The organism is Allobosea sp. OK403, assembly GCF_900113835.1.
Classification (GTDB): domain Bacteria; phylum Pseudomonadota; class Alphaproteobacteria; order Rhizobiales; family Beijerinckiaceae; genus Allobosea.
Window position 1 is genome coordinate 14074 of record NZ_FOQV01000020.1, and the last position, 24766, is coordinate 38839.

A 24766-nucleotide genomic window follows, 5' to 3' on the forward strand; every position below is an offset into this window, starting at 1 on the left:
TTCACGCCTCGTCGGTCAGGCCGAGATAGCCGCGCCAGAGTGGCGTCTTGAGCGTGCGGATGAAGCTCTCGTGGGCGGCGATGGTTGCGTCGTCGAGGCGGGAGGCGAGCGGCCGCTGGCGTTGCGGCCGCTCGATCGCCACGCCGGCAAGCCCACCGTCTCCGCCGCCCATCGCGACGCCCAGGCCAAGCGAGGTCTGCTTGCCGCCGATCAGCTCGATATAGACTTCGGCCAGGATTTCGGAGTCGAGCAGCGCGCCGTGCTTGGTGCGCCTGGCGTTGTCGATGCCATAACGGGAGCAGAGCGCGTCCAGGCTATTGGAGGCACCAGGATGCTTTCGGCGCGCCATGGCCAGGGTGTCGACGACGCGGTGCTGCTCGATCGCGCCATAGCTGAGCCGCTTCAGCTCCATATTGAGGAAGCCGATATCGAAGGCAGCGTTGTGGATCACGAGCCGCGCATCGCCGATGAACTCGATGAAGTCATCGGCGATCGCCGCAAAGAGCGGCTTGTCGGAGAGGAAGGCTTCGGAGAGGCCGTGGACCTTGAAGGCGCCGTCCGGCATCGAGCGTTCGGGATTAACGTAGACGTGAAAATTGCGCCCGCTCGGGCAGTGATTGACCAGCTCGACGCAACCGATTTCGACGATGCGGTCGCCGTTATTGGCTTCAACGCCGGTCGTCTCGGTATCGAGGACGATTTCACGCATGAGCAGCGCTCTCCACTGGAAGCCTGCGGCCGGGCCGGCCGGCGAGGACGCTCAGGATAGAACTCACCTGCCGCTGCGCAGCCAGCAGACCGCCGCCCGTGTCCACAAGGAAATGGGCCTGGCGGCGCTTCTGCGCATCCGGCATCTGGCGGGCGAGGATGGCGGCGAACTTCTCCGCCGTCATCTCCGGACGCGCCAGGACGCGTGCGCGCTGGACCTCGGCCGGGGCGGTGACGACCAGTACGGCGTCGCAACGCCCCTGCCCGCCGGTCTCCAGCAGCAGCGGAATATCGAGCACGACGAGCCCTGCGCCGGCCTTGCGGCTACTCCCAAGAAAGGTCTCCTCCTCCTCGCGGACGAGCGGATGGATGATGCCCTCCAACCGCTTCAGCGCCTCCGCCTGTCCGACCACCGCTGCCGAGAGGCGCGCACGATCGACCACGCCGTCATGGACGACACCGGGAAATGCCTCGCCGATCAAGGGCGCGGCGCGGCCGCGATAGAGCGCATGGACACAGGCATCGGCATCATGCACCGGCACGCCGCGCGCACGAAAGAAGGCCGCGGTCGTCGATTTCCCCATCCCGATCGAGCCGGTGAGTCCGAGAGTGAAGGTCATGAGGTGGCCATGGAGTCCCGCCGAATCAGGCCCCCAGGATATCCCTTTCGAGCCTTGCGCGCAGGGCTGGCGTCACCGCCGGCGTCACGCCGAACCAGCGCGCGAATCCGGGCACGGCCTGGTGCAGCAGCATGCCGAGGCCGTCGACGATGACGCCACCGCGCTGCTCGACCTGCGTCAGCAGCGCGGTCTTCAGCGGCACATAGACGATGTCGTCGACGATCGTGCCGGGGCGCAGGCGCGCCAGGTCGAGCGCAAGCGGCGGCTGGCCCTTCATGCCGAGCGAGGTCGTGTTGACGATGAGATCCGCCTCCCCGACCAAAACGTCGCGCTCGTCCCAGTCGCGCGCTCGCAGCGGCGCACCGAGAACCCGAGCAAGCTCATTGGCCCGCTCCCGGCTGCGATTGGCCAGGACGATGCCCGCCACGCCACGGCTTTTGAGCGCATAGGCGATGGCGCGTGCGGCGCCGCCCGCCCCGATCAGCAGCGCGGTGCGAACCCCATCCTGCCAGCCCGGCACTGTTGCATCGAGATGGCCGAGGAAACCGGCGGCGTCGGTGTTGTCGCCGTAGAGCCGTCCGTTCTCGCGCCAGATCGTATTGACCGCGCCCATGGCGCGCGCGGCCTCGCTGACCTCGTCGAGCAAGGGCAGCATCGCTTCCTTATGCGGGACGGTGACATTGCCACCCGTGAACTCGCCGGCCCGAATGCGTGCGACGAAGCCCGGCAGATCCGACGGCGCGACATCGATCCGCTCATAGGAACCGTCGAGGCCATGCTGCTCGAGCCAGGTTCCATGAATCAGTGGCGACCGCGAATGGGCAATCGGATGGCCGATGACGAAGCAGCGAAGAGTCATGGTGGATAGCGGTCCGAGGGATCAGTGCGCGAGCAGGCCGTGACCGCGCAAGGCGGCAAGGACGGCAAGGAGCGGCAGGCCGAGAATGGTGAAATGGTCGCCTTCGACGTTGTCGAAGAGCTGGGCGCCGAGCCCTTCGATCTGGTAGCCGCCGACGCTGGCAAAAGCGGACGGGCCCATTGCATCGACATAGGCCGCGATGAATTCCGGGCTCAGATTGCGCATGGTCAGATGGGCGATCTGAACGCCTTGCGCGACCACCTCGCCGGCTTGCGCCAGGACGAAAGCCGAGCGCAGCTGATGCGTCCTGCCCGACAACATGGCGATCTGGGCATGGGCCGCGGCAGCGTCAGCGGGCTTATGATGACTGACGCCCTCACAACTCAATGTCTGATCGGCGCCGAGCACGATGCGCTGGGCATGAGCCTTTGAGACCGCCAACGCCTTGGCGCGCGCAAGTTCGAGAGCCGCGCCCTCACCCGGCAGGCCTCGTTGCAGCAGGGACGCTTCGACGGCGCGTTCATCGATCTCGGGCTTGATGACCTCGACGGGAATGCCGGCGGCAAGCAGCATGTCGCGCCGCGTCGTGCTGCCCGAGGCCAGCACGAGCGGAGCGGGACCCAGCCAAAGCGCGGCAGCGCCGCTCATGTCGCGATGAACTTCATGCGGTGGTCGCGCAGCAAATCGAGGATGGCGGCCGCCGTTTCCTCGATCGAGCGGCGGGTGACGTCGATCACCGGCCAGCCCTTGCGGGCGCAAAGCCGGCGCGACTGCGCGACCTCGTCGGCTACCATTGCGGGGTCGACATAGGGCGTCTCATCATCGGCCTTGAGCGAGAGCAAGCGGTTCTGCCTGATCTGGACGATGCGGTCGGCGCTGGCGACGAGGCCGACGACCAGCGGCTTCTTCAAGGCTTCGAGCTCTGGCGGCAATGGCACATTTGGCACCAGCGGGATGTTGGCTGTCTTGATCCCGCGATTGGCGAGATAAATCGAGGTCGGCGTCTTCGAGGTCCGGCTGATGCCGACCAGGATGATATCGGCGCTTTCGAGATCGCCCCCGAGCTGCCCGTCATCATGCAGCAGCGTGTAGTTCATCGCATCGATGCGGCGGAAATATTCAGCGTTGAGGACGTGCTGGGCGCCGGGCTTCGGCGCCGAGGCCTGGCCGAGATAGGACTGGAACAGCGACAGCACCGGGTTGAGCACCGACAGGCAGGGGCAGCCGAGATCGCGACAAAACGCCTCGAGCCGCGCCGACCATTCCGGTTCGACCAGGGTGTAGAGCACGACGCCGGGCGAGGCCTCGATCTCTGCAAGAACGCGGGCGAGCTGTGCCTCTGAGCGGACGAGCGGATAGACATGCTCGATCGCCGAGACGGTCTCGTATTGCGCGGCGGCAGCGCGGCTGACCGCGATCAGCGTTTCGCCGGTCGCGTCCGAGACGAGATGAAGGTGAAAATAATTGCGGGCCACGTTGGCTCCCGGATTAACGAACAAAACCACCTCTAGCGCGCTGAGCGGACAAAGCAAATTGGACCGGAAGGCTGTCGGCGGGGCGGGCGGATTCGCGGGGCAGGGGATGAGTGTGGACAACCGAGCGTCCCAGAGGCCTCCGGAAAGCGGCGTGTATAACCCCCCATTTCGATCAACAGGCAAAGGGCTGTGGTCAGGTTCGGCGATGTTTCACGTGAATCATTTTCGAGGTCGGAAGCCCGGCCCCGATTCCAATTGGTTAAGAAAGCCTTAACGACCTCGATCGCCATTGCCGCATTCCGGCCATGAGGGTCCACGAGCTGTGGACCGGCTGTGGATGGCTTTGCGGCTAAGCCTGTGCCTGCCCCCAAGAGTCAAAAAAGAAGATTCTCTCTCAAGAATCATATTTAGAAGAGATCGAGAGCGATGGTCTGGATCGAGAATGTCGACGCATAGCAAACCGATTTTCCTGCGGGCACTTGACGGAGAGACACTGGTCACCCCTCCGCTCTGGCTGATGCGTCAGGCTGGCCGATACCTGCCGGAGTATCGCGAGCTTCGCTCCAAGGCCGGAAGCTTCCTCGCGCTTTGCTACAATCCCGAGCTCGCTGCCGAGGTCACCTTGCAGCCGATCCGGCGTTTCGGCTTCGATGCCGCGATCCTGTTCTCGGATATTCTCGTCATTCCGCAAGCGCTCGGGCAGGCCCTCTGGTTCGCCGAAGGCGAAGGTCCACGCCTCGAGCCGGTAGCCGATGAGGAGCGCTTGCGCGCCATCGATGGGCAAGCCGACCAGGACAAGCTTGCGCCGATCATCGAGACCGTGCGCCGGGTGAGAGCGGCCCTGCCCAGGGAGACCGCCCTCATCGGCTTCTGTGGCGCGCCCTGGACCGTGGCGACCTATATGGTGGCCGGTCGAGGCACTCCGGATCAGGGGCCAGCGAAAGAGCTGTTCACGCGCAACCCGGATCTCTTCCAGCGCCTGATCGACCGGATCGTTGTCTCGTCGATCGACTATCTCAACGCTCAGATCGAAGCTGGGGTCGATGCCGTCCAGATCTTCGATAGTTGGGCGGGATCGCTGGGGCCGGCAGAGTTCGAGCGCTGGTGCATTGCGCCGACGAAGCGGATCGTCGAGGGCGTGCGGGCGCGTCATCCTCGGACCCGCATCATCGGGTTTCCTCGTGGCGCCGGCGCTCTCATACCGGGCTATGTCACGGCGACGGGCGTCGATGCCGCTGGACTCGAAACCGATATCGACCGCGATTTCGTGCGCGATGCAATCCAGTCACTGGTGCCTGTCCAGGGCCATCTCGATCCGTTGATCCTGCGCGCCGGGGGGCCGGAGCTGGAGCGCGAGGTTGCCGCGATCAGATCGGTGTTCGGAGACAAGCCTTTCGTTTTCAATCTGGGTCACGGCATTTTGCCCGACACCCCAATCGCGCATGTCGAGCGGCTGATTGCCGCCGTCAGGGCGTGAGGGAGGACCATTGCGATGTATGAATGGATCAAGGCCTTTCACGTCATGGCAGTAATCGCCTGGATGGCGAGCATGCTCTATTTGCCGCGCCTGATGGTCTATCACGCGGAAGCGCAGACTGGGTCGATCCAGTCCGAGACCTTCAAGATCATGGAGCGGCGGCTGCTCAAGGGCATCATGACGCCCTCGATGATCGTGACCTGGATCCTGGGCCTTTACCTCGCCTGGTCGGGCTTCGGCTTCAAGGGCGGCTGGCTGCACGGCAAGATCCTGCTGGTCTTCATCCTGTCGGGCATCCATGGCTATCTGGTAGGACGGGTCCGTGCCTTCGCCGAGGATCGCAACCTCAAGAGCGCGCGGTTCTATCGTATCATCAACGAGGTTCCCGCCGTCTTGATGGCGTTGATCGTGATCCTCGTCGTCGTCAAACCGTTCTGAATTTCACGGTGGAGCGATTGGTTCTCCGAGGGGGACGGCACCTTGTCGTTTCCCGCTTGAGCCCGGTTGAGAATCCCGCTATCAAGCCCCTGCGCTCGTTTGGCGTATTCCCTGTTGCCGATGGTTCGTGAGCCCGCTGCCTGCGCAGACGCTCATGGCGCGCAACCGCAACGCTGGTCCGTCCTGGACCTGACGTTCTTCTCCGTTACCTCCTGACCCCTGTTCGTTTCGCAGGGGCTTTCACGATCCGGGTGCCCCATGCGGGAAATCAAGCTCCAAGACCTCAAGGTCAAATCGCCGACCGAACTTCTGACCTTCTCCGAGGGGCTCGAGGTCGAGAACGCCAGCACGATGCGCAAGCAGGAGCTGATGTTCGCGATCCTGAAGCAGCTTGCAGCGAAGGACACCGAGATCCTCGGCGAGGGCGTGGTCGAGGTTCTGCCTGACGGTTTCGGTTTTCTGCGTTCGTCGGATTCGAACTATCTGCCGGGTCCCGACGACATCTATGTCTCGCCGACGCAGATTCGGAAATTCGGTTTGCGCACCGGCGATACGGTCGAAGGCCCGATCCGCGGCCCCAAGGATGGCGAACGCTATTTCGCGCTGCTCAAGGTCAACACGATCAATTTCGAGGATCCCGAGCGGATCAAGCACAAGATCAACTTTGATAACCTGACGCCGCTTTATCCCGATGAGCGCCTGCGCATGGAAGTGCCGGACGCAACGAAGAAGGATTTCTCGGCCCGCGTCATCGACATCGTCTCGCCGATCGGCAAGGGCCAGCGCGCCCTGATCGTGGCGCCGCCGCGCACCGGTAAGACCGTGCTGCTGCAGAACATCGCGCAGTCGATCACGACCAATCATCCGGAATGCTATCTGATCGTCCTGCTGATCGACGAGCGGCCCGAGGAAGTCACCGACATGCAGCGCTCGGTGAAGGGCGAGGTCGTTTCCTCGACTTTCGACGAGCCGGCCTCGCGCCACGTCCAGGTCGCCGAGATGGTGATTGAGAAGGCCAAGCGCCTGGTCGAGCATGGCCGCGACGTCGTCATCCTGCTCGATTCGATCACGCGTCTGGGTCGCGCCTACAACACAGTGGTGCCGTCCTCCGGCAAGGTGCTGACCGGTGGTGTCGACGCCAACGCCCTGCAGCGGCCCAAGCGCTTCTTCGGTGCGGCGCGCAATATCGAAGAGGGCGGCTCGCTGACCATCGTCGCCACCGCGCTGATCGATACCGGCAGCCGCATGGACGAAGTCATTTTCGAAGAGTTCAAGGGCACCGGCAACTCCGAGGTGATCCTCGACCGCAAGGTCGCCGACAAGCGCATCTTCCCGGCGATCGACATCCTCAAGTCGGGTACCCGCAAGGAAGAGCTCATCACGCCCAAGGATGTGCTGGCCAAGACCTACGTGCTGCGCCGCATCCTGAATCCGATGGGCCCGCAGGACGCGATCGAGTTCCTGATGGACAAGCTGCGCCAGACCAAACAGAACTCCGACTTCTTCGACTCGATGAACACCTGATTGTCCTCCTCGGAGGAGAACGTACCCGCTCAGCTGGTGGATATGGGAAGGGTCGCGTAAGCGGCCCTTTTCTTTTTGGAGCTGGGTGGCTTAGCGGGCCAAAGGCAAGGCTTTCAAATCAAGCGATCGTGCCGAGGTGATTTGCGATACGTCGACCTCCAGGGAAGATCGTGCGGTTTCAGCGGCCTTCAGCGATGGCCTGCGCCAATCGATTCGGCTCCGTGACGGGCGGCAGGCAGCGACCGGCAAAGCAGATGAAGGCTGCGCCCTTACCGGCCTGGCGTGCCATCGCGGCGGCTGGGTGCTCGGCCGGCAGGCTCGACGGATCCGGGCAATCAACCTGGGTCGTCACCGTATAGGGCAAGGCGAGCGCCGCCTGGTGCAGCGCTGCCCGCTCCGTTCCCGCCAGCACGATCTCCACACCATGCCGCGCCAGATCATAGGCGTTCAGGATCGAGCCATGCGCCATGGGTGCGCGTTCGGCCGCGGCCAGCGCAGCGCCAAGGAACGCGTCGGCGCGATCGCGATCCTCCACATCACCGCTCTTGATCGCCAGGCGCAGCAGATTGCTGGCGTGAATCCCGTTGGCGTTGGGCACAGCATCGTCATGGGTCGGGCGCGGTATGACCGGCAAGCCCTTGTTTTCCATAAGAGTCATACCGAGTAGATTCGTAGTGCCGCTAAGGTAGTGCCGCTGCAGATGGGCGCTCCAGCGCCGGGCATCATCGAGGTAGTGCTGCTCGAATGTCGCGTCGTGCAGCGCCAGCGCAGCGTCTGCCATAGCGGCGTGATCGAGCGCGAAGCCGGGCTTGATCAGGCGGCTCTTGCGATAGGAATGGGCGAGCTCGTCGCCATCGCCCATCGATTCGGCGACGAAATGGTAGGCGCGCCGGGCAAGGGCCAGCCAGCCCTTGCGGCCGAGCAGGCCGGATGCCCGGGTCAGCGCCGCGATCATCATGCCGTTCCAGTCGGCCAGGATCTTGTCGTCGCGGGCGGGCGGAATCCGTTCGGCCCGGATCGCCAGCAATCGCTCGCGGATTTTGGCCAAGACGACCGCCGTCTCAGGATCGGGATCGGGCGTTTCCAACCGATTGAGGATCGCGACCTCTTCCCAATTGCCGTGCGCGGTCACGTCGTAATGGAGCGCGAGCAGGCGAGCCTCTTCCGCCGAGAGATGCGTTTCGAGCTCGCGCGCGGTCCAGACATAGAACTTGCCCTCGACGCCTTCGGAATCGGCGTCGAGACTGGCGGCGAAAGCGCCCTCCGGCAGCAGCATGTCGCGTGAGAGCCAGGCGACGATGCCCTCGGCCGCCATTCTCATCAGGGGGTCGCCGCTGCGGGCGGCCTCCAATGCGTAGAGGTTGAGCAATTGGGCGTTGTCGTAGAGCATTTTCTCGAAATGCGGGGCGAGCCAGCGCTCATCGACGGAATAGCGGGCGAAGCCGCCGCCGAGATGGTCATGGATGCCGCCGCGCGCCATTCGTTCCAGCGTTCTGAGGGCAGGCGCCAGCGTGGCAGTGGAGCCTGTGCGCGTACCATGGCGCCAGAGCATTTCGATCAGGCCGGGATTGGGGAATTTCGGTGCGCCGCGCAGGCCGCCATGATGCGGATCGAAGGCGCCGGCGATCTGACCCGCCAGCGCATCGAGATCGGGTTCGCCGGCGTCGTCCGTCGCGAAGGCTTCGGCTTGCGTAAGGGCGGCGCGAATGGCTGTGGCGTTGCGCGCGATGCGATCGGGATCCTGCCGGTGGATCGCGGCGAGCTGTCTCAGCACGCCGGTGAAGGAGGGCCGGCCATGGCGCGCCTCGGGCGGGAAATAGGTGCCGCCCCAGAACGGGTCGCCATCGGCGGTCAGGAACATGGTCAGCGGCCAACCGCCCTGCTCGCCCAGGCTGTGCAGCGCGCTCATATAGACATGGTCGATATCGGGCCTTTCCTCACGGTCGACCTTGATGTTCACGAAGAGCTCGTTCATCACCGCCGCGGTTGCAGGGTCCTCGAAACTTTCATGCGCCATGACATGGCACCAATGGCAGGCGGCGTAACCGACCGAGAGCAGGACCGGCCGGCCGCTGCGCTTGGCCTCGGCGAAGGCGGCCTCGCTCCATTCCCACCAGTGAACCGGATTGTCCTTATGCTGCAGGAGATAGGGGCTGGCGGCATCCGCGAGACGGTTCATCGGCGTGGCTTTCCGGCCGGGCGCCAAAGCGAGGATGGGGCCGGGCGCAGCATGGTGTTCGAGAGATGAGCGACGCGGCAGCCTATCCGACGATCGTCGCCCTGTCCTCCGGCAGCGGGCGGGCCGGTGTCGCCGTCATCCGGATATCCGGCTCGCAGGTTCGATTCGTGCTCGAAACGATTGCGGGCGGAATCCCCGAACCACGCCATGCCGTCTTGCGGCAACTGCGTGATGAGGCCGGCGAGGTCATCGATACCGGGCTTGTGCTGTACTTTCCCGCGCCGGCGAGCTTTTCGGGCGAGGATATCGCCGAGTTCCAGGTTCATGGCGCAAGGGCCGTCATTGCCCGTCTGCTGAACGTTCTGACGCAGCTGCCTGGGGTCAGACTTGCGGAGCCGGGTGAATTCACCCGGCGGGCTTTTGAAGCCGGCAAGCTCGATCTCGCCGCCGTCGAAGGTTTGGCGGACCTGATCGATTCGGAAACGGAATGGCAGCGCCGGCAGGCACTGCGCCAGATGACCGGCACACTCGGCAAGCAAGCGGCGGCGTGGCGGAGCCGACTGATCGAGTCGATGGCCCTGCTCGCCGCGGATATCGACTTTTCCGACGAGGGCGATGTCTCGGGGCCCCTCGTCGATGAGGCGCTGGCGATCGCAGCAGGCATCCTCACGGAGTTGCGCGAGGCTCTCGGCAGCTTTGCCATGGGTGAGCGCGTCCGCGAGGGCTTCATCGTGGTCCTCGCCGGCCCGCCCAATGCCGGCAAGTCGAGCCTGCTCAACGCACTCGCCCGCCGCGATGTCGCCATCGTCTCGGCCATGGCGGGAACGACGCGCGATGCGATCGAGGTACGGCTCGATCTGGCGGGGTTGCCGGTCACGCTGGTCGATACAGCGGGTTTGCGCGAGAGTGTGGACGCGATCGAGGCTGAAGGCGTTAGGCGTGCCTTGGACCTTGTCGCGCGAGCGGATCTCGTTCTCAAGCTTCGGGCAATCGATTCGCCTCCGGATCGATTCGCCTCGATTCAAAAGACGCTTTGTGTGGCCACGAAGGCCGATCTGGTAAGCGATCTGGCAGGCCAGGCTTTGCCCGGCGAGATCGCGGTTTCATCTCAGACGGGCGCCGGTCTCGATGATCTGTTGGCGAGCATTATTGCCGAGCTCGGCGCCCTCTCGCAGCCCGAACCGGCCTTGCTGACGCGTGAGCGGCACCGGGTCGCGGTCTCCGATGCGGTGCTTGCGCTGGAGCGCGCGAGCGATGCCCGGCACGGCCAGGTCGAGTTGCTGGCCGAGGAGGTTCGCCTGGCCGTGATGGCGCTGGAACGCCTGGTCGGGCGCATCGATGTCGAGGATGTTCTCGACCAGCTCTTTTCCGGCTTCTGCATCGGAAAGTAGCAAGCGGAAGGCGGCACCTTCATAATTTGGGCCGTTTCACGTGAAACGAGGGCTCATCGCCTTATAATCATTGACCCCTGGCCCGGGCTTCGCTAGCGAATCCGCATGTCTCTTCCTGTTGTCGAAACGCGCTACGATGTGATCGTGGTCGGTGGCGGCCATGCCGGTGCCGAGGCCGCCAACGCAGCTGCGCGGCTTGGCGCGCGCACGGCACTGATCACGCATCGGCCGGAGACGATCGGCGTGATGTCCTGCAATCCGGCGATTGGCGGCCTCGGCAAGGGGCATCTTGTCCGTGAGATTGATGCACTCGATGGCGTCATGGCGCGGGCGGCCGACCGGGCTGGCATTCAGTTCCGCATGCTGAACCGCCGCAAGGGCCCGGCTGTGCGCGGTCCCAGGGCTCAGGCGGATCGGAAGCTTTATCGTCTGGCTGTTCAGGATTTGTTAGCCGAACAGGGCAATCTCGAGATCGTCGCCGGCGAGGTGTTCGATATCGCGATCGGGAACGGCCAGGTCGAAGCCGTGATTCTGGCGGATGGACGTCGATTCGCTACCGGAACAGTCGTGTTGACGACCGGGACCTTCCTGCGCGGCTTGATCCATATCGGCGAGGCCAAGATTCCGGCTGGGCGTGTCGATGAGGCGCCGTCGCTGGGGCTGTCTGCGACCCTGGAACGCCATGGCTTCCCGCTTGGTCGCCTCAAGACTGGCACGCCGCCGCGCCTGGATGGACGCACGATCGATTGGGCGGCGCTCGAAATGCAGGCCGGCGATGATCCGCCTGAGCCCTTCTCGGCGTTGACCAGGGCGATCACCACGCCGCAGATTTCCTGCGGGATCACGCGCACGACCTTGGCGACGCATGACCTGATCCGCGCCAATCTCCATCGCGCGCCGATGTTTTCGGGCCAGATCGAGGGCCGCGGACCGCGCTACTGTCCCTCGATCGAGGATAAGGTCGGTCGCTTCGGTGATCGCGACGGTCACCAGATATTCCTCGAGCCCGAGGGGCTCGACGACGACACGGTTTACCCCAACGGCATCTCGACCTCCTTGCCGGAAGATGTGCAGCTTGGTGTGCTCAAGACGATTCCGGGCCTTGAGCGCGCCACCATGCTGCGCCCCGGCTATGCAATCGAGTACGACTTCGTCGATCCACGCGCCTTGAGGAACACGCTGGAGACGCGCGCCGTCCGCGGCCTGTTCCTGGCGGGCCAGATCAACGGCACGACGGGTTATGAGGAAGCCGGCGCGCAAGGGTTGTTCGCCGGTTTAAACGCTGCGCGCCGGGCCGGTGGCGCCGAGCCGACCGTGTTCGAGCGCACGACCTCTTATATCGGGGTCCTGGTCGACGATCTGGTCACACGCGGCGTTACGGAGCCGTATCGAATGTTCACGTCGCGGGCGGAGTTCCGGCTGTCATTACGCGTCGACAATGCCGATGAGCGCTTGACGCCGCTTGGCATGGAGCTCGGCCTGGTGAGCTCGCTGCGCCGCGACCATTTCGAAGCCCGGCGCACTGCCATCGCGCGGTTGCAGGCCCGATTGAGGGATGTCTGGGTGACGCCGCAGCAAGCGGAGGCAGTTGGGCTTCATCTCAACCGCGATGGCCTGCGGCGAAGCGCCTACCAGCTGCTCTCCTATCCCGATATTGGGTATGAGAGCCTTGCGACGATCTGGCCGGATCTTGCCGATTTTGATCCGTCGGTTGTTTCACGTGTGACAGCGGATGCGGTCTATTCGGTCTATCTCGACCGCCAATCCGCAGAGATCCAGGCCTATAAGCGCGATCAGGCGCTGAAGGTGCCGGAGGATCTTGATCTCGACGGCATCTCGGGCTTGTCCAACGAGATCAAGCTGAAACTGAGCGCGGAGCGCCCGAGCGATCTCGCCCAAGCGGCGCGGATCGAGGGCATGACGCCTGCCGCTTTGACCCTGTTGGCGGCGCATGCGCGGCGTGGGCGTCGCCAGCGCGCTCCGGAACCGATCGAATGATTCGTGGCTGTTGATAAAAGCGACAGGGCGCATGCTTTGCGCTTGACGCCTGTTTCACGTGAAACAGAGGAACGTCTGGCGATCCTTGTCGCCGAGCTCGAGCGCTGGCAGGCGGCGAAGAATCTGGTGTCTTCGGGCACATTGAAAGATGTCTGGACGCGCCACATCGCCGATTCGCTGCAGCTTTTCGATTTGGCGCGCGACTCGCAGCGCTGGCTCGACCTGGGCTCTGGGGGCGGCTTTCCCGGGCTGGTGATCGGCATTTGCCTGGCGGAGCGGGGGGCCGGCGAGATCCATCTCGTCGAGAGCAACAGCCGCAAATGCGCCTTTCTGCGGCATGCCGCGCGTTTGACGGGCGCGCCGGTCAGGGTCCACAATGCGCGAATAGAGGATGCAGTCGGCGATTTTGCGGGCAAGGTCGATGTGGTTTGCGCGCGAGCCCTGGCGCCGCTGCCGTTGCTGCTCGACTGGTGCAAAGACCTGTTGAGAACAGGGGCCTTGGGGCTCTTTCCCAAGGGACAACATCTAGATGCAGAATTGACCGACGCGTCTAAATATTGGAAGATTCAGGCCTCAACGGTTTCTTCCGTGACAGACAGCGCCGCGCGCATCCTGATGGTTCGTGCGGTCGAGAAGCGGGCCGATTCATGACCGATCTTACCCCTATTGTCCTGCCGCGCCGTCCGCGCGTGCTGGCACTCGCGAATCAGAAGGGCGGCGTCGGCAAGACGACGACCGCGATCAATCTTGGCACGGCGCTGGCAGCGATCGGCGAGAAGGTGCTGATCGTCGACCTCGATCCGCAAGGCAATGCCTCGACGGGACTCGGCATCGACCGCAGAAGCCGCAAATCCTCGACTTATGACGTGCTGTGCGGCGATGTCGGCCTTGGACAGGCGATGCAGGAGACCGCGGTCCCGGGCCTGTTCCTGGCGCCGTCGACGCTGGATCTGCTCGGCGTCGAGCTGGAGATCGCGGGCTCCAAGGACCGCGCTCATCGCCTGAAGAATGCGATCGACGAATTGGTCTATGACCAGCGCTGCTCCGATCTGACCTATGTGCTGATCGATTGCCCGCCTTCGCTGAGCCTGATCACCATCAACGCGATGACGGCCTCCGATGCCGTCCTGGTGCCGCTGCAATGCGAATTCTTCGCGCTGGAGGGCCTGAGCCAGTTGCTGAAGACCGTCGAGCAGGTCCGTAACGGCCTCAACCCGCGCCTGGTCATCCAGGGCGTGGTTTTGACCATGTACGATCCGCGCAACAATCTGTCCGGCCAGGTGATGGCGGATGTCCGCGAATTCCTTGGCGACAAGGTCTATGAGACCGTGATCCCGCGCAATGTCCGAGTCTCGGAAGCGCCGTCCTATGGCAAGCCGGTGCTGCTTTATGATCTGCGCTGCTCGGGCTCGCAGGCCTATCTGAAGCTGGCCTCCGAGGTGATCAAGCGCGAGCGCGTTCTGCGCGCCGCAGCCTGACGGACGACGAAAAGACGAGAGAGTACAAGAGGATGGCAATGGCCGAAGAACAGGGGCGCTCACGGCTCGGCCGAGGCCTGGCGGCGTTGATCGGCGATGTCGGCGAGGAAATCGGAGCGATCGACCGGGCGCGGGGGCAGAGGCGCGTGCCTGTCGAGTTCCTGCGTCCGAGCGCGCGCAACCCGCGGCGCAGCTTCGGTGAGGACGATCTCGAAGAGCTTACGGCTTCGGTGCGCGAGCGCGGCATCCTGCAGCCGATCATCGTGCGCTCGATTCCCAACATGCTCGATGCCTACGAGATCATTGCCGGTGAACGGCGGTGGCGCGCGGCCCAGCGTGCAGGCCTGCATGATGTGCCGGTCATCCTGGTTGAGGCGGATGACCGTGAAGCGCTCGAAATCGCGATCGTCGAGAACGTCCAGCGTACCGATCTGAATGCGATCGAGGAGGCCGCGGGTTATGAGCGGTTGATCGCCGAGTTCAACTATACGCAGAACGACCTTGCACGGGTCATCGGCAAGAGCCGCAGCCATGTCGCCAACACCTTGCGGCTGTCCAAACTGCCGGAATCGGTGCGGAAGCTGGTCAGCGAAGGCGCGGTTTCGGCTGGCCATGCCCGCGCCTTGCTATCTGTTTCGGATCCGGAACTGATGGCTCACAAGATCATCGATGAAGGGCTCAGCGTCCGCGACATCGAGCGGATCGTCCAGGATGAATCGCGTGGCGAGGCCAAAAGCGTTCCAGGCAAGCCCAAGATCGACAAGGACCCCGATACGCGCGCGGTCGAGAAGGCTCTCGAGGAAGCGCTGGGGCTGTCGGTCTCGATCCAGCACCGGGCCAATGGCGGCGGCGAGATGAAGATCGGCTACAAGACGCTAGAGCAGCTCGAAGCGCTCTGCCGCCGATTGAAGGCCTGACTCGCGTAACTCGCGATCCAGGGGGTCATTTCCGATCCGACTGGATCGAGAATTGCGGGATAGCGCTAATCCCCGCGTGCTCCGGAGCGAGCGAGGCGGGCCAAGGTCCAGAGTGTGCGCACCGCGGCGGGCCGGGCGATATCGCCGTCCCGCCTGACGGCAAGCGTCGTGGCCCCCAGAAGCGAGATGGCCTCCGTCAGTTTCGGAGTCGTCCAGGCCGAAAGCGCGGCCTCCATCGCTGGGATGCGTGGAAACGGCAGCCGCATGGTTGCAACCACGTCCTTGACGCCGCGGCCGGCATCGACGCTCTGCCGGGATTTGAGCAGCGTCAGCGCTTGCCTGAGCACTGCGCCCAGCATGACGCCGGGATCGAGGCCCTCCCCGCTCAATTTCGCATAGGCAAGATCGAGCGCCGGCAGGCGCCCGGCGAAGACGGCGTCGACCAGAGCTGCCTGCTCGCGCTGGGCGGTATCGCCGACGACCGCTTCGATATGCTCGCTCAGAACAGCTGGATCGGCCCCGACATAAAGCAGCAGCTTCTCGATCTCGCGTCGCGATGTCTGCCGGTCGCCGCCGAGCAGCGCGGCGAGATGGTCGCGATTGACGCGGTCGATGGTCTTGCCCGCCGCGCGCAGCATCTCGTCGATCAGGCTGCCGAGATCACGCGCGCCGTCACTGTAGCAGGGGACGGCAAGGGCGGATCGCGCTTTCTCGCAGGCGACGCGCAGCGGATTGCTGCGCTGGAGATCGCCGGCCTCGATGATGACGATGGCGTCCCGAGACGGCGTCGCAAGCAAGGGCTCGACGGCAGCCGTCAGCAATTTGCCCGTAGCGGAGACGCGGATGGCGCGCCGGCCGCCGAACAGGCCGATGGTATTGGCCTCGTCGACGAGCTTGAGCGGATCGGAGGCTATGTCGTCGCCGCTCATCCGCACGAGCTGGAAAGCGTCGTTGGCGTCGTCGACATTGGCGCGCGCCAATGCGGCGGCGCGCTCCGAGACCAGGCCCGTATCGGGGCCGTAGATCAGAAACAGCCGCCAGGCCGGATCGGGCTTGGCCAGGGTGCGTTCGGCCTCATGCGCCTTGACGGCGGCCATGGCGGAGATTCTCGCTTCAGCCGGAGACCAGATCGGCGGCGAGTTGTCCCTTGATCAGCTGGGCCAGGCTCTTGGCCGCACGGATCTGGGCGTCGCGCGCGGCGCGCACCGTAGCGAAGCGCTGCGAGGAGCGCTCATAGGGTGCCCGCACCACATTGGTGCCCGAAGACACAGTCTCGCCCGCGCCTCCTATGCGCTTCACGGTCCATGTCGCGGTGGCGATCAGGACCGCCGAATCGGCGCGGCCGGTGTTGTAATCGACAGTGACGACCTCGATCGATTCGGAGAGCTTGGCCTCGAAGCGCAGGCGCTTTTGAACGTCGGGTTCGCCGCCGCCATCGAGCTCGAAGGCGAGTTCATTGCGCAGATAATGGCCGGTCACTCCCGAAATTTGCGGGATCTCGACGCTCTTCAGCGCCGACTTGACGCTGCCGCCGACAGTGCTCGTGGTGTTCTCGGAATAGAGCGGTTGCAGGCAGCCCCCGGCGAAGGCCGTCGCCAGCAATGTGGCGGTCAGCATCATGCGGCGGGTGGGAACCGGCCGCGAGAGGGTCCGGTTCTGGGCTTCAGGCGACGACATTCACGATTCTCCCGGGCACGACGATGATCTTCCGGATCTCCCGGCCGTCAAGCGCCTTGATGACGGCCTCGGAGGCGCGCGCGAGCGCCTCTACGGCCAGGGTATTCGCATCGGCGGGGACGGTCACCTCCGCGCGCTTCTTGCCGTTGATCTGCACCGGCAGCACGATGCTGTCGTCCTTCAGCAGGGTCTCGTCGGCAACAGGCCAAGCGGCCTCGCCGATGAGCCCCGGCTGCCCCAGCGCCTGCCAGCACTCCTCGGCGAGATGCGGCATCATCGGGGCGACAAGCTGCGTGGCGATGATGGCGGATTCATGCAGCGCGAACGCGATATCAGGTGCGAGCGCGGCGTTTTCGGCAGCCGCGTCGAGCGCTTTGCCGATGGCGTTGGTCAGCGAATAGATATGGGCGATGCAGCGGTTGAAACCGAGGCGCTCGATATCGAGGCCGACCGCATGCAAAGCGCGGTGGCTGGCGCGGCGCAGCGTCAGGGCCTGCTCGCTCAGGGCAGCCGGCATGCCGGCGCTGTTGCCCGTGCGCTCGGCGATCTCGCCGACGAGCCGCCAGAGGCGCTGGACGAAGCGGGCGGCGCCCTGGACGCCCTCATCGGTCCAGATCACGTCGCGGTCCGGCGGTGAATCGGAGAGCATGAACCAGCGTGCAGTGTCGGCGCCATAGGAGGCGATGATGTCGTCGGGATCGACGACATTCTTCTTCGACTTCGACATCTTCTCGATGGCGCCGATCTCGATCGGCGCGCCGGTATCGACATGGAAGCCGCGGCGTTCCGTGCCGTTCACCTCGATGCGGACATCGCCCGGCTCGACCCAGCTGCCGTCCTTGGCGCGGTAGGTCTCATGCACGACCATGCCTTGCGTGAACATACCGTCGAAAGGCTCGTCCAGCCCCGCATGGCCCGTCGCCTTCATGGCGCGGGTGAAGAAGCGCGAATAGAGCAGGTGCAAGATCGCATGCTCGACGCCGCCGATATACTGGTCCACCGGCAGGAAGCGGTCGACGACCGGCCGGTCGGTCGGGCTGTCGATGCGCCAGGGATCGGTGAAGCGGGCGAAATACCAGGACGAATCGACGAAGGTGTCCATCGTGTCGGTTTCGCGCCGGGCCGGCTTGCCGCATTGCGGGCAGGCGACATGCTTCCATGTCGGATGATGGTCGAGCGGGTTGCCGGGGCGGTCGAAGGAGACGTCGTCGGGCAGCTTGACCGGCAGGTCGGCGTCAGGCACCGGCAGCGTGCCGCAATCGGCGCAATGGATCACCGGAATCGGGCAACCCCAGTAGCGCTGGCGCGAAACGCCCCAGTCGCGCAGGCGGAAATTGACCTTGCGCGCGGCAACAGGGCTGTTGCCGCGCGTCTCGGCTTCCAGCCGGTGGGCGACGTCTTCTTTCGCCTCCGGAATGGTCATGCCGTCGAGGAAGCGCGAATTGATCATGCGCCCGTCATCGCCATAGGCCGTGTCGGTGATGATGAAGCTTGCCGGATCCTGGCCCTCGGGCGCCACAACGGGCGTGACGCCGAGCCCGTATTTATTGACGAAGTCGAGGTCGCGCTGGTCATGGGCCGGGCAACCGAAGATCGCGCCCGTGCCGTATTCCATCAGGATGAAATTGGCGACATAGACCGGCAAGGTCCATGATTTATCAAAGGGATGCACGGCGCGGATGCCGGTGTCGAAACCGAGCTTCTCGGCCTTGTCGATGTTTTCCTGGGCCGTGCCGGTGCGCTTGCAGTCCTCGATGAAGGCCTGCAGGGCCGGGTTGTTCTCGGCTGCCGCCTTGGCCAGCGGGTGGTCGGGCGCGATCGCCATGAACTTGGCGCCGAACAGCGTGTCGGGCCGGGTCGTATAGATCTCCAGCTCGTTGCGGCCATAGGGATTCGATTCGAGAGCGAAACGAATCAGCAGCCCTTCCGAGCGGCCGATCCAGTTCTTCTGCATCAAGCGGACCTTGTCGGGCCAGCGCGTCAGGCCTTCCAGCGCGTCATGCAGCTCCTGGGCGTAGTCGGTGATCTTGAAGAACCACTGCGTCAGCTCGCGGATTTCCACGGGCGCGCCGGAGCGCCAGCCGCGCCCATCGATGACCTGCTCATTGGCGAGCACAGTCTCGTCGACCGGGTCCCAGTTGACCCTCGCGGTCTTGCGGTCGACCAGCCCGGCCTTGAGGAAGTCGAGGAACAGCTTCTGCTGGTGCTTGTAGTAGCTCGGGTCGCAGGTTGCGAGCTCCCGGCTCCAGTCGAGCGACAGGCCCATGGACTGCAGTTGCGTCCGCATCGTCGCGATATTGGCGTAGGTCCATTCGCGCGGATGGACCTTGTTGGCCTTGGCGGCGTTCTCGGCCGGCAAGCCGAAGGCGTCCCAGCCCATCGGATGGAGCACGGCGAAGCCCTTGGCGCGCTTGTAGCGCGCGACGACGTCGCCCATCGCGTAATTGCGGACATGGCCCATATGAATGCGGCCCGAAGGGTAGGGAAACATCTCGAGGACATAGTAGCTCGGGCGCGGATCGTCGTTGCGGGTCTCGAAGAGCTTGCGCTCCTCCCAGACACGGCGCCATTTCGGCTCTGATTCCTTGGGATTGTAGCGTTCGACGGCCATGATAACGGGCAATTCTTGCGTGATCGGATGAGCCCGGACTAGGACACCATTGCAGCCACGCGGTCAACGCCGCACAGGGCATGAAGGGACTACCGATGAGCGATACGGTTACGCGTTTAGCCGCCACACGGGCCGCGATTGCGCGCGCGGCGCGTGATTTCGAGCGCGAGCCCGATTCGGTTGCGCTGATCGCGGTCTCGAAGACGATGCCGGTAGAGGCGATCCTGCCCGTGCTGGAAGCCGGGCAGCGCATCTTCGGCGAGAACTATGTCCAGGAGGCCAAGGCGAAATGGCCGGAGCTGAAGCAGCGTTTTCCTGATGCCCAGCTCCACATGATCGGGCCGCTGCAATCCAACAAGGCCCGCGAGGCGGTCGAATTATTCGACGCCATCCACTCGCTCGATCGCGAGAGCCTGGCCAAAGAGCTGGCGCGCGAAATCGCCCGCGCCGGCAAGGCTCCAACCCTGTTCGTCCAGGTCAACACCGGCGACGAGCCGCAAAAGGGCGGCGTCAGCCCGGCCGGGATCGATGCGTTCCTGGAAAACTGCCGCGCGCATCACGGCCTCGTGATCACGGGGCTGATGTGCATTCCGCCGGCCGATGAACCGCCTTCGCCGCATTTCGGCCTGCTCGCCAAGATCGCGGCGCGCCACGGCTTGCGCGAGCTTTCGATGGGCATGAGCGCCGATTACGAGGCCGCAATCCAGATGGGCGCGACCTATGTGCGGGTCGGCAGCGCGATTTTCGGGGCACGAGTGTGAAGACAGGGTGAGGGCGTGGGGCGGTTGCGCCCTGCTCGGGCCTGACCCGAGCATCTCTTGCCGGAGCTTCTCCGGCGAAGCGCAGACCCGAGTGGGACGCCCGGGCCCTCCCTATCGCACCACCAGCACGCAATGCCGTGCCAGCCGCGGCAGCACCTTGGCGAAGACATGGCCCTCGACCGCGACGCAGCCGGCGGTGGGCGTGAAGCCGGACCGCGCGAGATGCCAGAAGATCGCGCTGCCGCGGCCGCGAATCACCGGCGCGTCGTTCCAGCCGAGCTCGACGATGACGTCGTAGAGATGGTCGTCGCGCTGCAGCCGCTCCTCGGCGGCGCCGGGCGGGCGGGCGATCAGCCGGTTATAGCGGCGGTCGCCGGCATCGTCGCACCAGGCGTCGCGGGCGGTGATGGCGCGCAGCGGCAGCAGCGTTCTCGGCCTGGGCAGCCGCGCCTTGCGGTAGAGCACGCTGCGCAGCGGCAGGGCGGCGCGCGGGGTGCCACCATCGCCCTCGCGCTTGAGCACGACGATGCCGGAGCGGCCAAGCGCGCAGGGGAACACCGCGCCCCCTGCGACCAGGAAGCCCTTGCTGCGGTCCCGGACCGAGGCAAAGACCCGCAGCCGGGTGAGGCCGCGCGGCTTGTGAACCGACCAGGATGTGATCGGGCTCTCACGTTTTCTCACTGAAATTCCATCCTGCGTGACTTGCAGACACGAATCAGCGGGCTCATGGTGCCCGCTGCGCAACCGTTGCAATGATCGTTCATGTCCGCCGTCCATCATATCCTTCTCGTCGATGATGACGAGACATTGCGCGACGCGCTGGCCGAACAGCTGGCGCTTTATGACGAGTTCAAGATCTCGACTGCCGGGACCGCGACCTCGGCGGTCAAGGCCGTGCAGGCGGAGCGGATCGATCTTGCCGTGATGGATGTCGGCCTGCCCGACATGGACGGGCGCGAAGCCGTCAAGATGATGCGCAAGAACGGCTTCAAGAGCCCGGTGATCATGCTGACCGGCCAGGGCTCCGATTCGGACACGGTGCTGGGGCTGGAAGCCGGCGCCAATGATTATGTCGTCAAGCCATTCAAATTCGCCGTGCTGCTGGCGCGCATCCGGGCGCATTTGCGTCAGTACGAGGCGAGCGAGGACGCGGTCTTTCAGGTCGGGCCCTATACCTTCCATCCCGGCTCGAAGCTGCTGGTCAGCGAGAAGGGCTCCAAGACCAAGCTGACCGAAAAGGAAACCGCGATCCTGCGCTTTCTCTATCGCGCCGGCCGCAAGCCGATCGCCCGCGAGATCCTGCTGCAGGAGGTCTGGGGCTATAACAGTCAGGTCACGACCCACACGCTCGAGACGCATATCTACCGGTTGCGCCAGAAGATCGAACCCGATCCGGGCAATGCACGTTTGCTCGTGACGGATGCGGGCGGTTACCGCCTCAACCCTTAAGTCGATATGGCTCTCGACAACGACATTGCCCTGCTGGCCCGGCAGCCGCTGCTGAGTCTGATGGAGCGCGATGCGCTGCGGTTGGTGGCGTTCGCGGCAGAAAGCCGCATTCTGCGCGCCGGCGATGTCCTGTTTCGTGGCGGCGAGATGTCGGACGGCGCTGTGCTGATCATCTCGGGTGCGGTTGCCCTGCTGCACCAGGATGACGGCCAGCCCGCCGACGAGATCGTCGGCGCCGGCGCCTTGCTCGGAGAGATTGCCCTATTCACCTCGGCGCACCGGCCGGTGACGGCGATCGCCCGCGAGCCGACGCAAGTGATGAAGCTGTCGCGCAGCGTGATGCGCCGTGTCCTCGCCGAATTTCCGAACTCGGCCGAGGCGATCGCTGAAGCGATCGGGGATCGTCTGCGCGAGTTCGTCGGCGAATTGAGCCAAGTCCAGGCCGCGCTGAACGCGATCGATCGGGGCTGATAGAAGAGCCTCAAAGCTCCAGCGTCACCGTTACCGGCACATGGTCCGAGGGGCGCTCCCAGCCGCGTGCTTCGCGCAGGAAGGTGAGGTCGCGCAGAGCCGGCTTCAGCGCGTCCGAGAGCCAGATATGGTCGAGGCGGCGGCCGCGGTTGGAGGCTTCCCAGTCGGCGGCGCGGTAGCTCCACCAGCTATAGAGTTTCTCGGGTTCAGGCCTGAGCGTGCGCGCGGCGTCGGTCCAGCCGAGCTCGCTGCGCAGCTTCTCCAGCGTCGTGGTCTCGATCGGCGTATGGCTGACCACGTCGAGCAATTGCTTGTGGCTCCAGACATCGTGCTCATAGGGCGCGATGTTGAGGTCGCCGAGCAGGATGGCGGGCCGGTCGGTCGGCTTCTTGGCGATGCCCCAGGCGCCGATCTCGTCGAGGAAGGCGAGCTTATGGGCGAATTTGTCGTTCCTGGCCGGGTCGGGAATGTCACCGCCGGCTGGAATGTAGAAATTATGGATCGCGACGCCGGCCGCAGTGCCCGCGGCCTTGTCGAGCACCACCGTCATGTGGCGAGCGTCGTTCTTGCCGCACATCGCCATGGCGTCCTTCTCGCTGAAGGGCAGTTTTGAGACGATGGCGACGCCGTTATAGCCTTTCTGGCCGATAAAGGCCTGATGGACATAGCCGATCTTCTCGAAGGCCTTGGCCGGGAACTGCTCGTCGGGCGTCTTGGTTTCCTGCAGGCACAGCACATCGGGCGCATGCGTGGTCAGGAAATCGCAGACCATGCCGATGCGCAGGCGGACCGAATTGATATTCCAGCTGGTGACGGTGAGTTGCACGCGAATGTTCCGGGCGGAGGGCTGCCGGAAACTGGTTTGTAGCGCGCAGAAAAGCAAGCTCGTCCGGTGAAGAGCCGACCCGCTTACCGTCATTGCTTGGCTAGAGCGTTTCCGCGTTTCTCAGAATCGCGGAAACGCTCCAGCTCCTTGTTTTAACGCGTTTTTTTTCACGCGAACCTGTGTCCACTCCGCTCGAAAACGCTCTAGGTCCGCAATGACGAGAGGGCGACGTCAGAGCATCCGCTCGTAATTGATCGTGAAATTCTTCGGATCGGGGCGGCGCTGGGTGTCGAGATTGTAGACCGAGACCGTGGTCTCATAGCCTTGCGGATCGATCACCACCCAGCCGCGCAATTCATTGGCGGTGATGTCGTAGTTCAGGGTGATCTTGGAGGTGCCGCCCAGCGTCGAGCGGTCCTCGATCCTGACTGACAGGATGTCGCCCTTGGTGCTGGCGCCCATCACGACCGAATCGCGCGCCAGATCCATGCGCTCCTTGACCAGGAACTTCAGCGGAGTCTGGCCGATCGAATAGATATCCTGCGTCGCCAGCTTCTTGTCGCGGATGGCGACGGAGGTGCCGTCGGCGATGACCTCGGTCGTCACCGGAGCGCGGTATTCGAAGCGCATCTTGCCCGGGCGCTGAATATAGAGCTTGCCCTCGAGACGGCGTCCATCGGCAGAAAACTGGATGAAATCAGCCTGCAGAGTGGCGAATCCGTTGAAATAGGTGTTCAGCCGCTCAACGGCCTCGTCCTGCGTCTGCGGGGCGGAGGATTTGCCCGATGCTTTCGCCGGCGTGGCCGCAATGCGCTGGGGCGCTTCGGCGGATGCGGTTTGCACGGGTGCCCCCGCCGTCGCCACGCGCGGCAATCCGAGGCCCTCAGGCCGCGCGGGGGGCAGGCGCGTGCCGCTGCGCGCCGGCTTGGCGGTGGCGATCGCCTGCTTGGCGGGCTGCAGGTTCAGCGGCTGGGCGCGGGCCCCACCGAGGGCGGCTGCGAAGCCGAGCGCGGCGAGCGCGCCGATCGAGGCCCGCATCCGGAGGCGGCGTGTCATGAGCATGCAAGCTCCACTCAAAATCGGCGCAGAGGCCGGGATCATCGTGCCTTTGCCGGCACGCTGCAACAAACGGGTCATGGAAGCGAACCTACCGCTCCGGTCAAATCCTGGCGCGGGATTCATTCGAAAAACCGATTCCCACTCTTACGAGCCCACTCCAATCAACGCATCGCGATGGCCGAAGGTTGCAGTGCCGTCATGGCAATTTGAGGACGGGACGGCGGCGTTTCAATCCTCGTCCTCGCGAGCGCGTCCGGTTTCGACCAGGATCTCGCGTTTGCCGGCGTGGTTGGCGGGGCCGACGATGCCTTCGTTCTCCATCCGCTCCATGATCGAGGCGGCGCGGTTGTAGCCGATCTGGAGGCGGCGCTGGATATAGGAGGTCGAGGCCTTCTTGTCGCGCAGCACCACCGCCACCGCCTGATCGTAAGGGTCGTCGCTCTCGGCCTGGCCCATCGCGCTCTTGTCGAAGACCGCGCCATCCTCGCCCTCAGCTGCGCCCTCCTCCTCCTCGGAGGTGACGGCCTCGAGATATTGCGGCCGGCCTTGCGTCTTCAGGTGGGCGACGACCTTCTCGACCTCGGCATCGCTGACGAAGGGCCCGTGGACGCGGGTGATGCGCCCGCCGCCGGCCATGTAGAGCATGTCGCCCTGGCCGAGCAGCTGCTCGGCGCCCTGCTCGCCCAGAATCGTGCGCGAGTCGATCTTGGAGGTGACCTGGAAGGAGATCCGGGTCGGGAAGTTCGCCTTGATCGTGCCGGTGATGACGTCGACCGAGGGGCGCTGCGTCGCCAGTACGACATGGATGCCCGCCGCACGCGCCATCTGGGCCAGACGCTGGATCGTGC

At 64.6% G+C, this 24766-nt stretch carries 24 protein-coding genes; 11 read left to right on the forward strand and 13 right to left on the reverse strand.

Annotated features, from left to right (window positions below; all coding sequences use genetic code 11):
- Position 1: 1 nt before the first annotated feature.
- From dnaQ to BMZ97_RS30230, 5 genes are read right to left on the reverse strand one after another with little or no spacing between them, the layout of a single operon-like run.
- Positions 2-709 (reverse strand): DNA polymerase III subunit epsilon, encoded by a 708-nt coding sequence (gene dnaQ, locus BMZ97_RS30210; RefSeq protein ID WP_092178492.1) that lies wholly within the window; start codon positions 707-709, stop codon positions 2-4.
- A complete protein-coding gene (gene coaE, locus BMZ97_RS30215) occupies positions 702-1328 on the reverse strand; it encodes a dephospho-CoA kinase (protein ID WP_092178494.1) in 627 nt (208 codons plus the stop codon). Before coaE ends, dnaQ begins: the two co-directional genes overlap by 8 nt.
- Before the next feature lie 25 nt (positions 1329-1353).
- Positions 1354-2187, reverse strand: coding sequence for a shikimate dehydrogenase (locus tag BMZ97_RS30220; RefSeq protein WP_092178496.1), 834 nt, complete (start codon positions 2185-2187; stop codon positions 1354-1356).
- A 21-nt stretch (positions 2188-2208) separates the two neighbouring features.
- Positions 2209-2835: a Maf family protein gene (locus BMZ97_RS30225; protein ID WP_092178498.1), complete on the reverse strand. Its 627-nt coding sequence runs from the start codon at positions 2833-2835 to the stop codon at positions 2209-2211.
- Complete coding sequence (locus tag BMZ97_RS30230; protein ID WP_069693372.1) at positions 2832-3662, reverse strand: pyruvate, water dikinase regulatory protein; 831 nt, start codon at positions 3660-3662, stop codon at positions 2832-2834. The genes BMZ97_RS30225 and BMZ97_RS30230 overlap by 4 nt, the downstream gene beginning before the upstream one ends.
- Before the next feature lie 442 nt (positions 3663-4104).
- On the opposite strand from BMZ97_RS30230, the gene hemE reads away from it, so the two are divergent.
- The 3 genes from hemE (at position 4105) to rho (ending at position 7101) form a co-directional block, all read left to right on the forward strand.
- Complete coding sequence (gene hemE, locus BMZ97_RS30235) at positions 4105-5139, forward strand: uroporphyrinogen decarboxylase (RefSeq protein ID WP_092178500.1); 1035 nt, start codon at positions 4105-4107, stop codon at positions 5137-5139.
- A 15-nt stretch (positions 5140-5154) separates the two neighbouring features.
- A complete protein-coding gene (gene hemJ, locus BMZ97_RS30240) occupies positions 5155-5577 on the forward strand; it encodes a protoporphyrinogen oxidase HemJ (RefSeq protein ID WP_092178502.1) in 423 nt (140 codons plus the stop codon).
- Positions 5578-5835: 258 nt separating this feature from the next.
- A complete protein-coding gene (rho, locus tag BMZ97_RS30245; protein WP_092178504.1) occupies positions 5836-7101 on the forward strand; it encodes a transcription termination factor Rho in 1266 nt (421 codons plus the stop codon).
- A 178-nt stretch (positions 7102-7279) separates the two neighbouring features.
- Here rho and BMZ97_RS30250 read toward each other — a convergent pair whose 3' ends face one another.
- On the reverse strand, positions 7280-9280 hold the full coding sequence (locus BMZ97_RS30250) for a thioredoxin domain-containing protein (protein ID WP_092178506.1): 2001 nt from the start codon (positions 9278-9280) through the stop codon (positions 7280-7282).
- A 65-nt stretch (positions 9281-9345) separates the two neighbouring features.
- Here BMZ97_RS30250 and mnmE point away from each other — a divergent pair, with 65 nt between their 5' ends.
- From mnmE to BMZ97_RS30275, 5 genes are all read left to right on the forward strand, one after another.
- Complete coding sequence (gene mnmE / locus BMZ97_RS30255; RefSeq protein WP_092178508.1) at positions 9346-10671, forward strand: tRNA uridine-5-carboxymethylaminomethyl(34) synthesis GTPase MnmE; 1326 nt, start codon at positions 9346-9348, stop codon at positions 10669-10671.
- Between the two features lie 105 nt (positions 10672-10776).
- The gene (mnmG, locus tag BMZ97_RS30260; protein WP_092178510.1) at positions 10777-12669 is read left to right on the forward strand and encodes a tRNA uridine-5-carboxymethylaminomethyl(34) synthesis enzyme MnmG; all 1893 of its coding nucleotides are present in this window, start codon (positions 10777-10779) and stop codon (positions 12667-12669) included.
- A gap of 3 nt (positions 12670-12672) precedes the next feature.
- A complete protein-coding gene (gene rsmG, locus BMZ97_RS30265; protein ID WP_092178512.1) occupies positions 12673-13320 on the forward strand; it encodes a 16S rRNA (guanine(527)-N(7))-methyltransferase RsmG in 648 nt (215 codons plus the stop codon).
- Positions 13317-14147, forward strand: a complete 831-nt coding sequence (locus tag BMZ97_RS30270) for a ParA family protein (RefSeq protein WP_092178514.1) — start codon at positions 13317-13319, stop codon at positions 14145-14147. Before rsmG ends, BMZ97_RS30270 begins: the two co-directional genes overlap by 4 nt.
- Positions 14148-14185: 38 nt before the next feature.
- Positions 14186-15064 carry a ParB/RepB/Spo0J family partition protein gene (locus BMZ97_RS30275; RefSeq protein ID WP_092178516.1) on the forward strand — a complete coding sequence of 293 codons (879 nt, stop codon included), beginning with the start codon at positions 14186-14188 and terminating at the stop codon, positions 15062-15064.
- A gap of 65 nt (positions 15065-15129) precedes the next feature.
- Here the strand turns inward: BMZ97_RS30275 and holA are convergent, their stop codons facing one another.
- The 3 genes from holA to leuS are packed head-to-tail and all read right to left on the reverse strand — an operon-like array spanning position 15130 to position 19352.
- Positions 15130-16161 (reverse strand): DNA polymerase III subunit delta, encoded by a 1032-nt coding sequence (holA, locus tag BMZ97_RS30280; protein ID WP_092178518.1) that lies wholly within the window; start codon positions 16159-16161, stop codon positions 15130-15132.
- Positions 16162-16177: 16 nt separating this feature from the next.
- On the reverse strand, positions 16178-16741 hold the full coding sequence (gene lptE / locus BMZ97_RS30285; RefSeq protein ID WP_092178520.1) for an LPS assembly lipoprotein LptE: 564 nt from the start codon (positions 16739-16741) through the stop codon (positions 16178-16180).
- Complete coding sequence (gene leuS / locus BMZ97_RS30290) at positions 16728-19352, reverse strand: leucine--tRNA ligase (RefSeq protein ID WP_092178522.1); 2625 nt, start codon at positions 19350-19352, stop codon at positions 16728-16730. Before leuS ends, lptE begins: the two co-directional genes overlap by 14 nt.
- Positions 19353-19447: 95 nt before the next feature.
- On the opposite strand from leuS, the gene BMZ97_RS30295 reads away from it, so the two are divergent.
- Positions 19448-20113 carry a YggS family pyridoxal phosphate-dependent enzyme gene (locus BMZ97_RS30295; RefSeq protein WP_092178524.1) on the forward strand — a complete coding sequence of 222 codons (666 nt, stop codon included), beginning with the start codon at positions 19448-19450 and terminating at the stop codon, positions 20111-20113.
- Between the two features lie 111 nt (positions 20114-20224).
- Here BMZ97_RS30295 and BMZ97_RS30300 read toward each other — a convergent pair whose 3' ends face one another.
- The gene (locus BMZ97_RS30300; RefSeq protein ID WP_244546681.1) at positions 20225-20794 is read right to left on the reverse strand and encodes a L,D-transpeptidase family protein; all 570 of its coding nucleotides are present in this window, start codon (positions 20792-20794) and stop codon (positions 20225-20227) included.
- Positions 20795-20875: 81 nt separating this feature from the next.
- On the opposite strand from BMZ97_RS30300, the gene BMZ97_RS30305 reads away from it, so the two are divergent.
- On the forward strand, positions 20876-21562 hold the full coding sequence (locus tag BMZ97_RS30305) for a response regulator transcription factor (RefSeq protein WP_069689069.1): 687 nt from the start codon (positions 20876-20878) through the stop codon (positions 21560-21562).
- Positions 21563-21568: 6 nt separating this feature from the next.
- The gene (locus BMZ97_RS30310; RefSeq protein ID WP_092178526.1) at positions 21569-22033 is read left to right on the forward strand and encodes a cyclic nucleotide-binding domain-containing protein; all 465 of its coding nucleotides are present in this window, start codon (positions 21569-21571) and stop codon (positions 22031-22033) included.
- Between the two features lie 10 nt (positions 22034-22043).
- Here BMZ97_RS30310 and xth read toward each other — a convergent pair whose 3' ends face one another.
- The 3 genes from xth to BMZ97_RS30325 form a co-directional block, all read right to left on the reverse strand.
- Entirely contained in the window at positions 22044-22859 is an 816-nt protein-coding gene (gene xth, locus BMZ97_RS30315) for an exodeoxyribonuclease III (RefSeq protein ID WP_092178528.1), read from the reverse strand.
- Positions 22860-23090: 231 nt separating this feature from the next.
- Positions 23091-23915 (reverse strand): LolA family protein, encoded by an 825-nt coding sequence (locus BMZ97_RS30320; protein ID WP_175525805.1) that lies wholly within the window; start codon positions 23913-23915, stop codon positions 23091-23093.
- A 231-nt stretch (positions 23916-24146) separates the two neighbouring features.
- A partial coding sequence (locus BMZ97_RS30325; RefSeq protein WP_139221392.1) for a DNA translocase FtsK occupies positions 24147-24766 on the reverse strand: 620 nt, incomplete at its 5' end.

Coding starts and splice junctions, on each gene's coding strand:
- dnaQ (WP_092178492.1), bottom strand. CDS start 709: ATGCGTGAAATCGTCCTCGATACCGAGACGACCGGCGTTGAAGCCAAT.
- coaE (WP_092178494.1), bottom strand. CDS start 1,328: ATGACCTTCACTCTCGGACTCACCGGCTCGATCGGGATGGGGAAATCG.
- BMZ97_RS30220 (WP_092178496.1), bottom strand. CDS start 2,187: ATGACTCTTCGCTGCTTCGTCATCGGCCATCCGATTGCCCATTCGCGG.
- BMZ97_RS30225 (WP_092178498.1), bottom strand. CDS start 2,835: ATGAGCGGCGCTGCCGCGCTTTGGCTGGGTCCCGCTCCGCTCGTGCTG.
- hemE (WP_092178500.1), top strand. CDS start 4,105: ATGTCGACGCATAGCAAACCGATTTTCCTGCGGGCACTTGACGGAGAG.
- hemJ (WP_092178502.1), top strand. CDS start 5,155: ATGTATGAATGGATCAAGGCCTTTCACGTCATGGCAGTAATCGCCTGG.
- rho (WP_092178504.1), top strand. CDS start 5,836: ATGCGGGAAATCAAGCTCCAAGACCTCAAGGTCAAATCGCCGACCGAA.
- BMZ97_RS30250 (WP_092178506.1), bottom strand. CDS start 9,280: ATGAACCGTCTCGCGGATGCCGCCAGCCCCTATCTCCTGCAGCATAAG.
- mnmE (WP_092178508.1), top strand. CDS start 9,346: ATGAGCGACGCGGCAGCCTATCCGACGATCGTCGCCCTGTCCTCCGGC.
- mnmG (WP_092178510.1), top strand. CDS start 10,777: ATGTCTCTTCCTGTTGTCGAAACGCGCTACGATGTGATCGTGGTCGGT.
- BMZ97_RS30270 (WP_092178514.1), top strand. CDS start 13,317: ATGACCGATCTTACCCCTATTGTCCTGCCGCGCCGTCCGCGCGTGCTG.
- BMZ97_RS30275 (WP_092178516.1), top strand. CDS start 14,186: ATGGCCGAAGAACAGGGGCGCTCACGGCTCGGCCGAGGCCTGGCGGCG.
- holA (WP_092178518.1), bottom strand. CDS start 16,161: ATGGCCGCCGTCAAGGCGCATGAGGCCGAACGCACCCTGGCCAAGCCC.
- lptE (WP_092178520.1), bottom strand. CDS start 16,741: ATGTCGTCGCCTGAAGCCCAGAACCGGACCCTCTCGCGGCCGGTTCCC.
- leuS (WP_092178522.1), bottom strand. CDS start 19,352: ATGGCCGTCGAACGCTACAATCCCAAGGAATCAGAGCCGAAATGGCGC.
- BMZ97_RS30295 (WP_092178524.1), top strand. CDS start 19,448: ATGAGCGATACGGTTACGCGTTTAGCCGCCACACGGGCCGCGATTGCG.
- BMZ97_RS30305 (WP_069689069.1), top strand. CDS start 20,876: ATGTCCGCCGTCCATCATATCCTTCTCGTCGATGATGACGAGACATTG.
- BMZ97_RS30310 (WP_092178526.1), top strand. CDS start 21,569: ATGGCTCTCGACAACGACATTGCCCTGCTGGCCCGGCAGCCGCTGCTG.
- BMZ97_RS30320 (WP_175525805.1), bottom strand. CDS start 23,915: ATGACACGCCGCCTCCGGATGCGGGCCTCGATCGGCGCGCTCGCCGCG.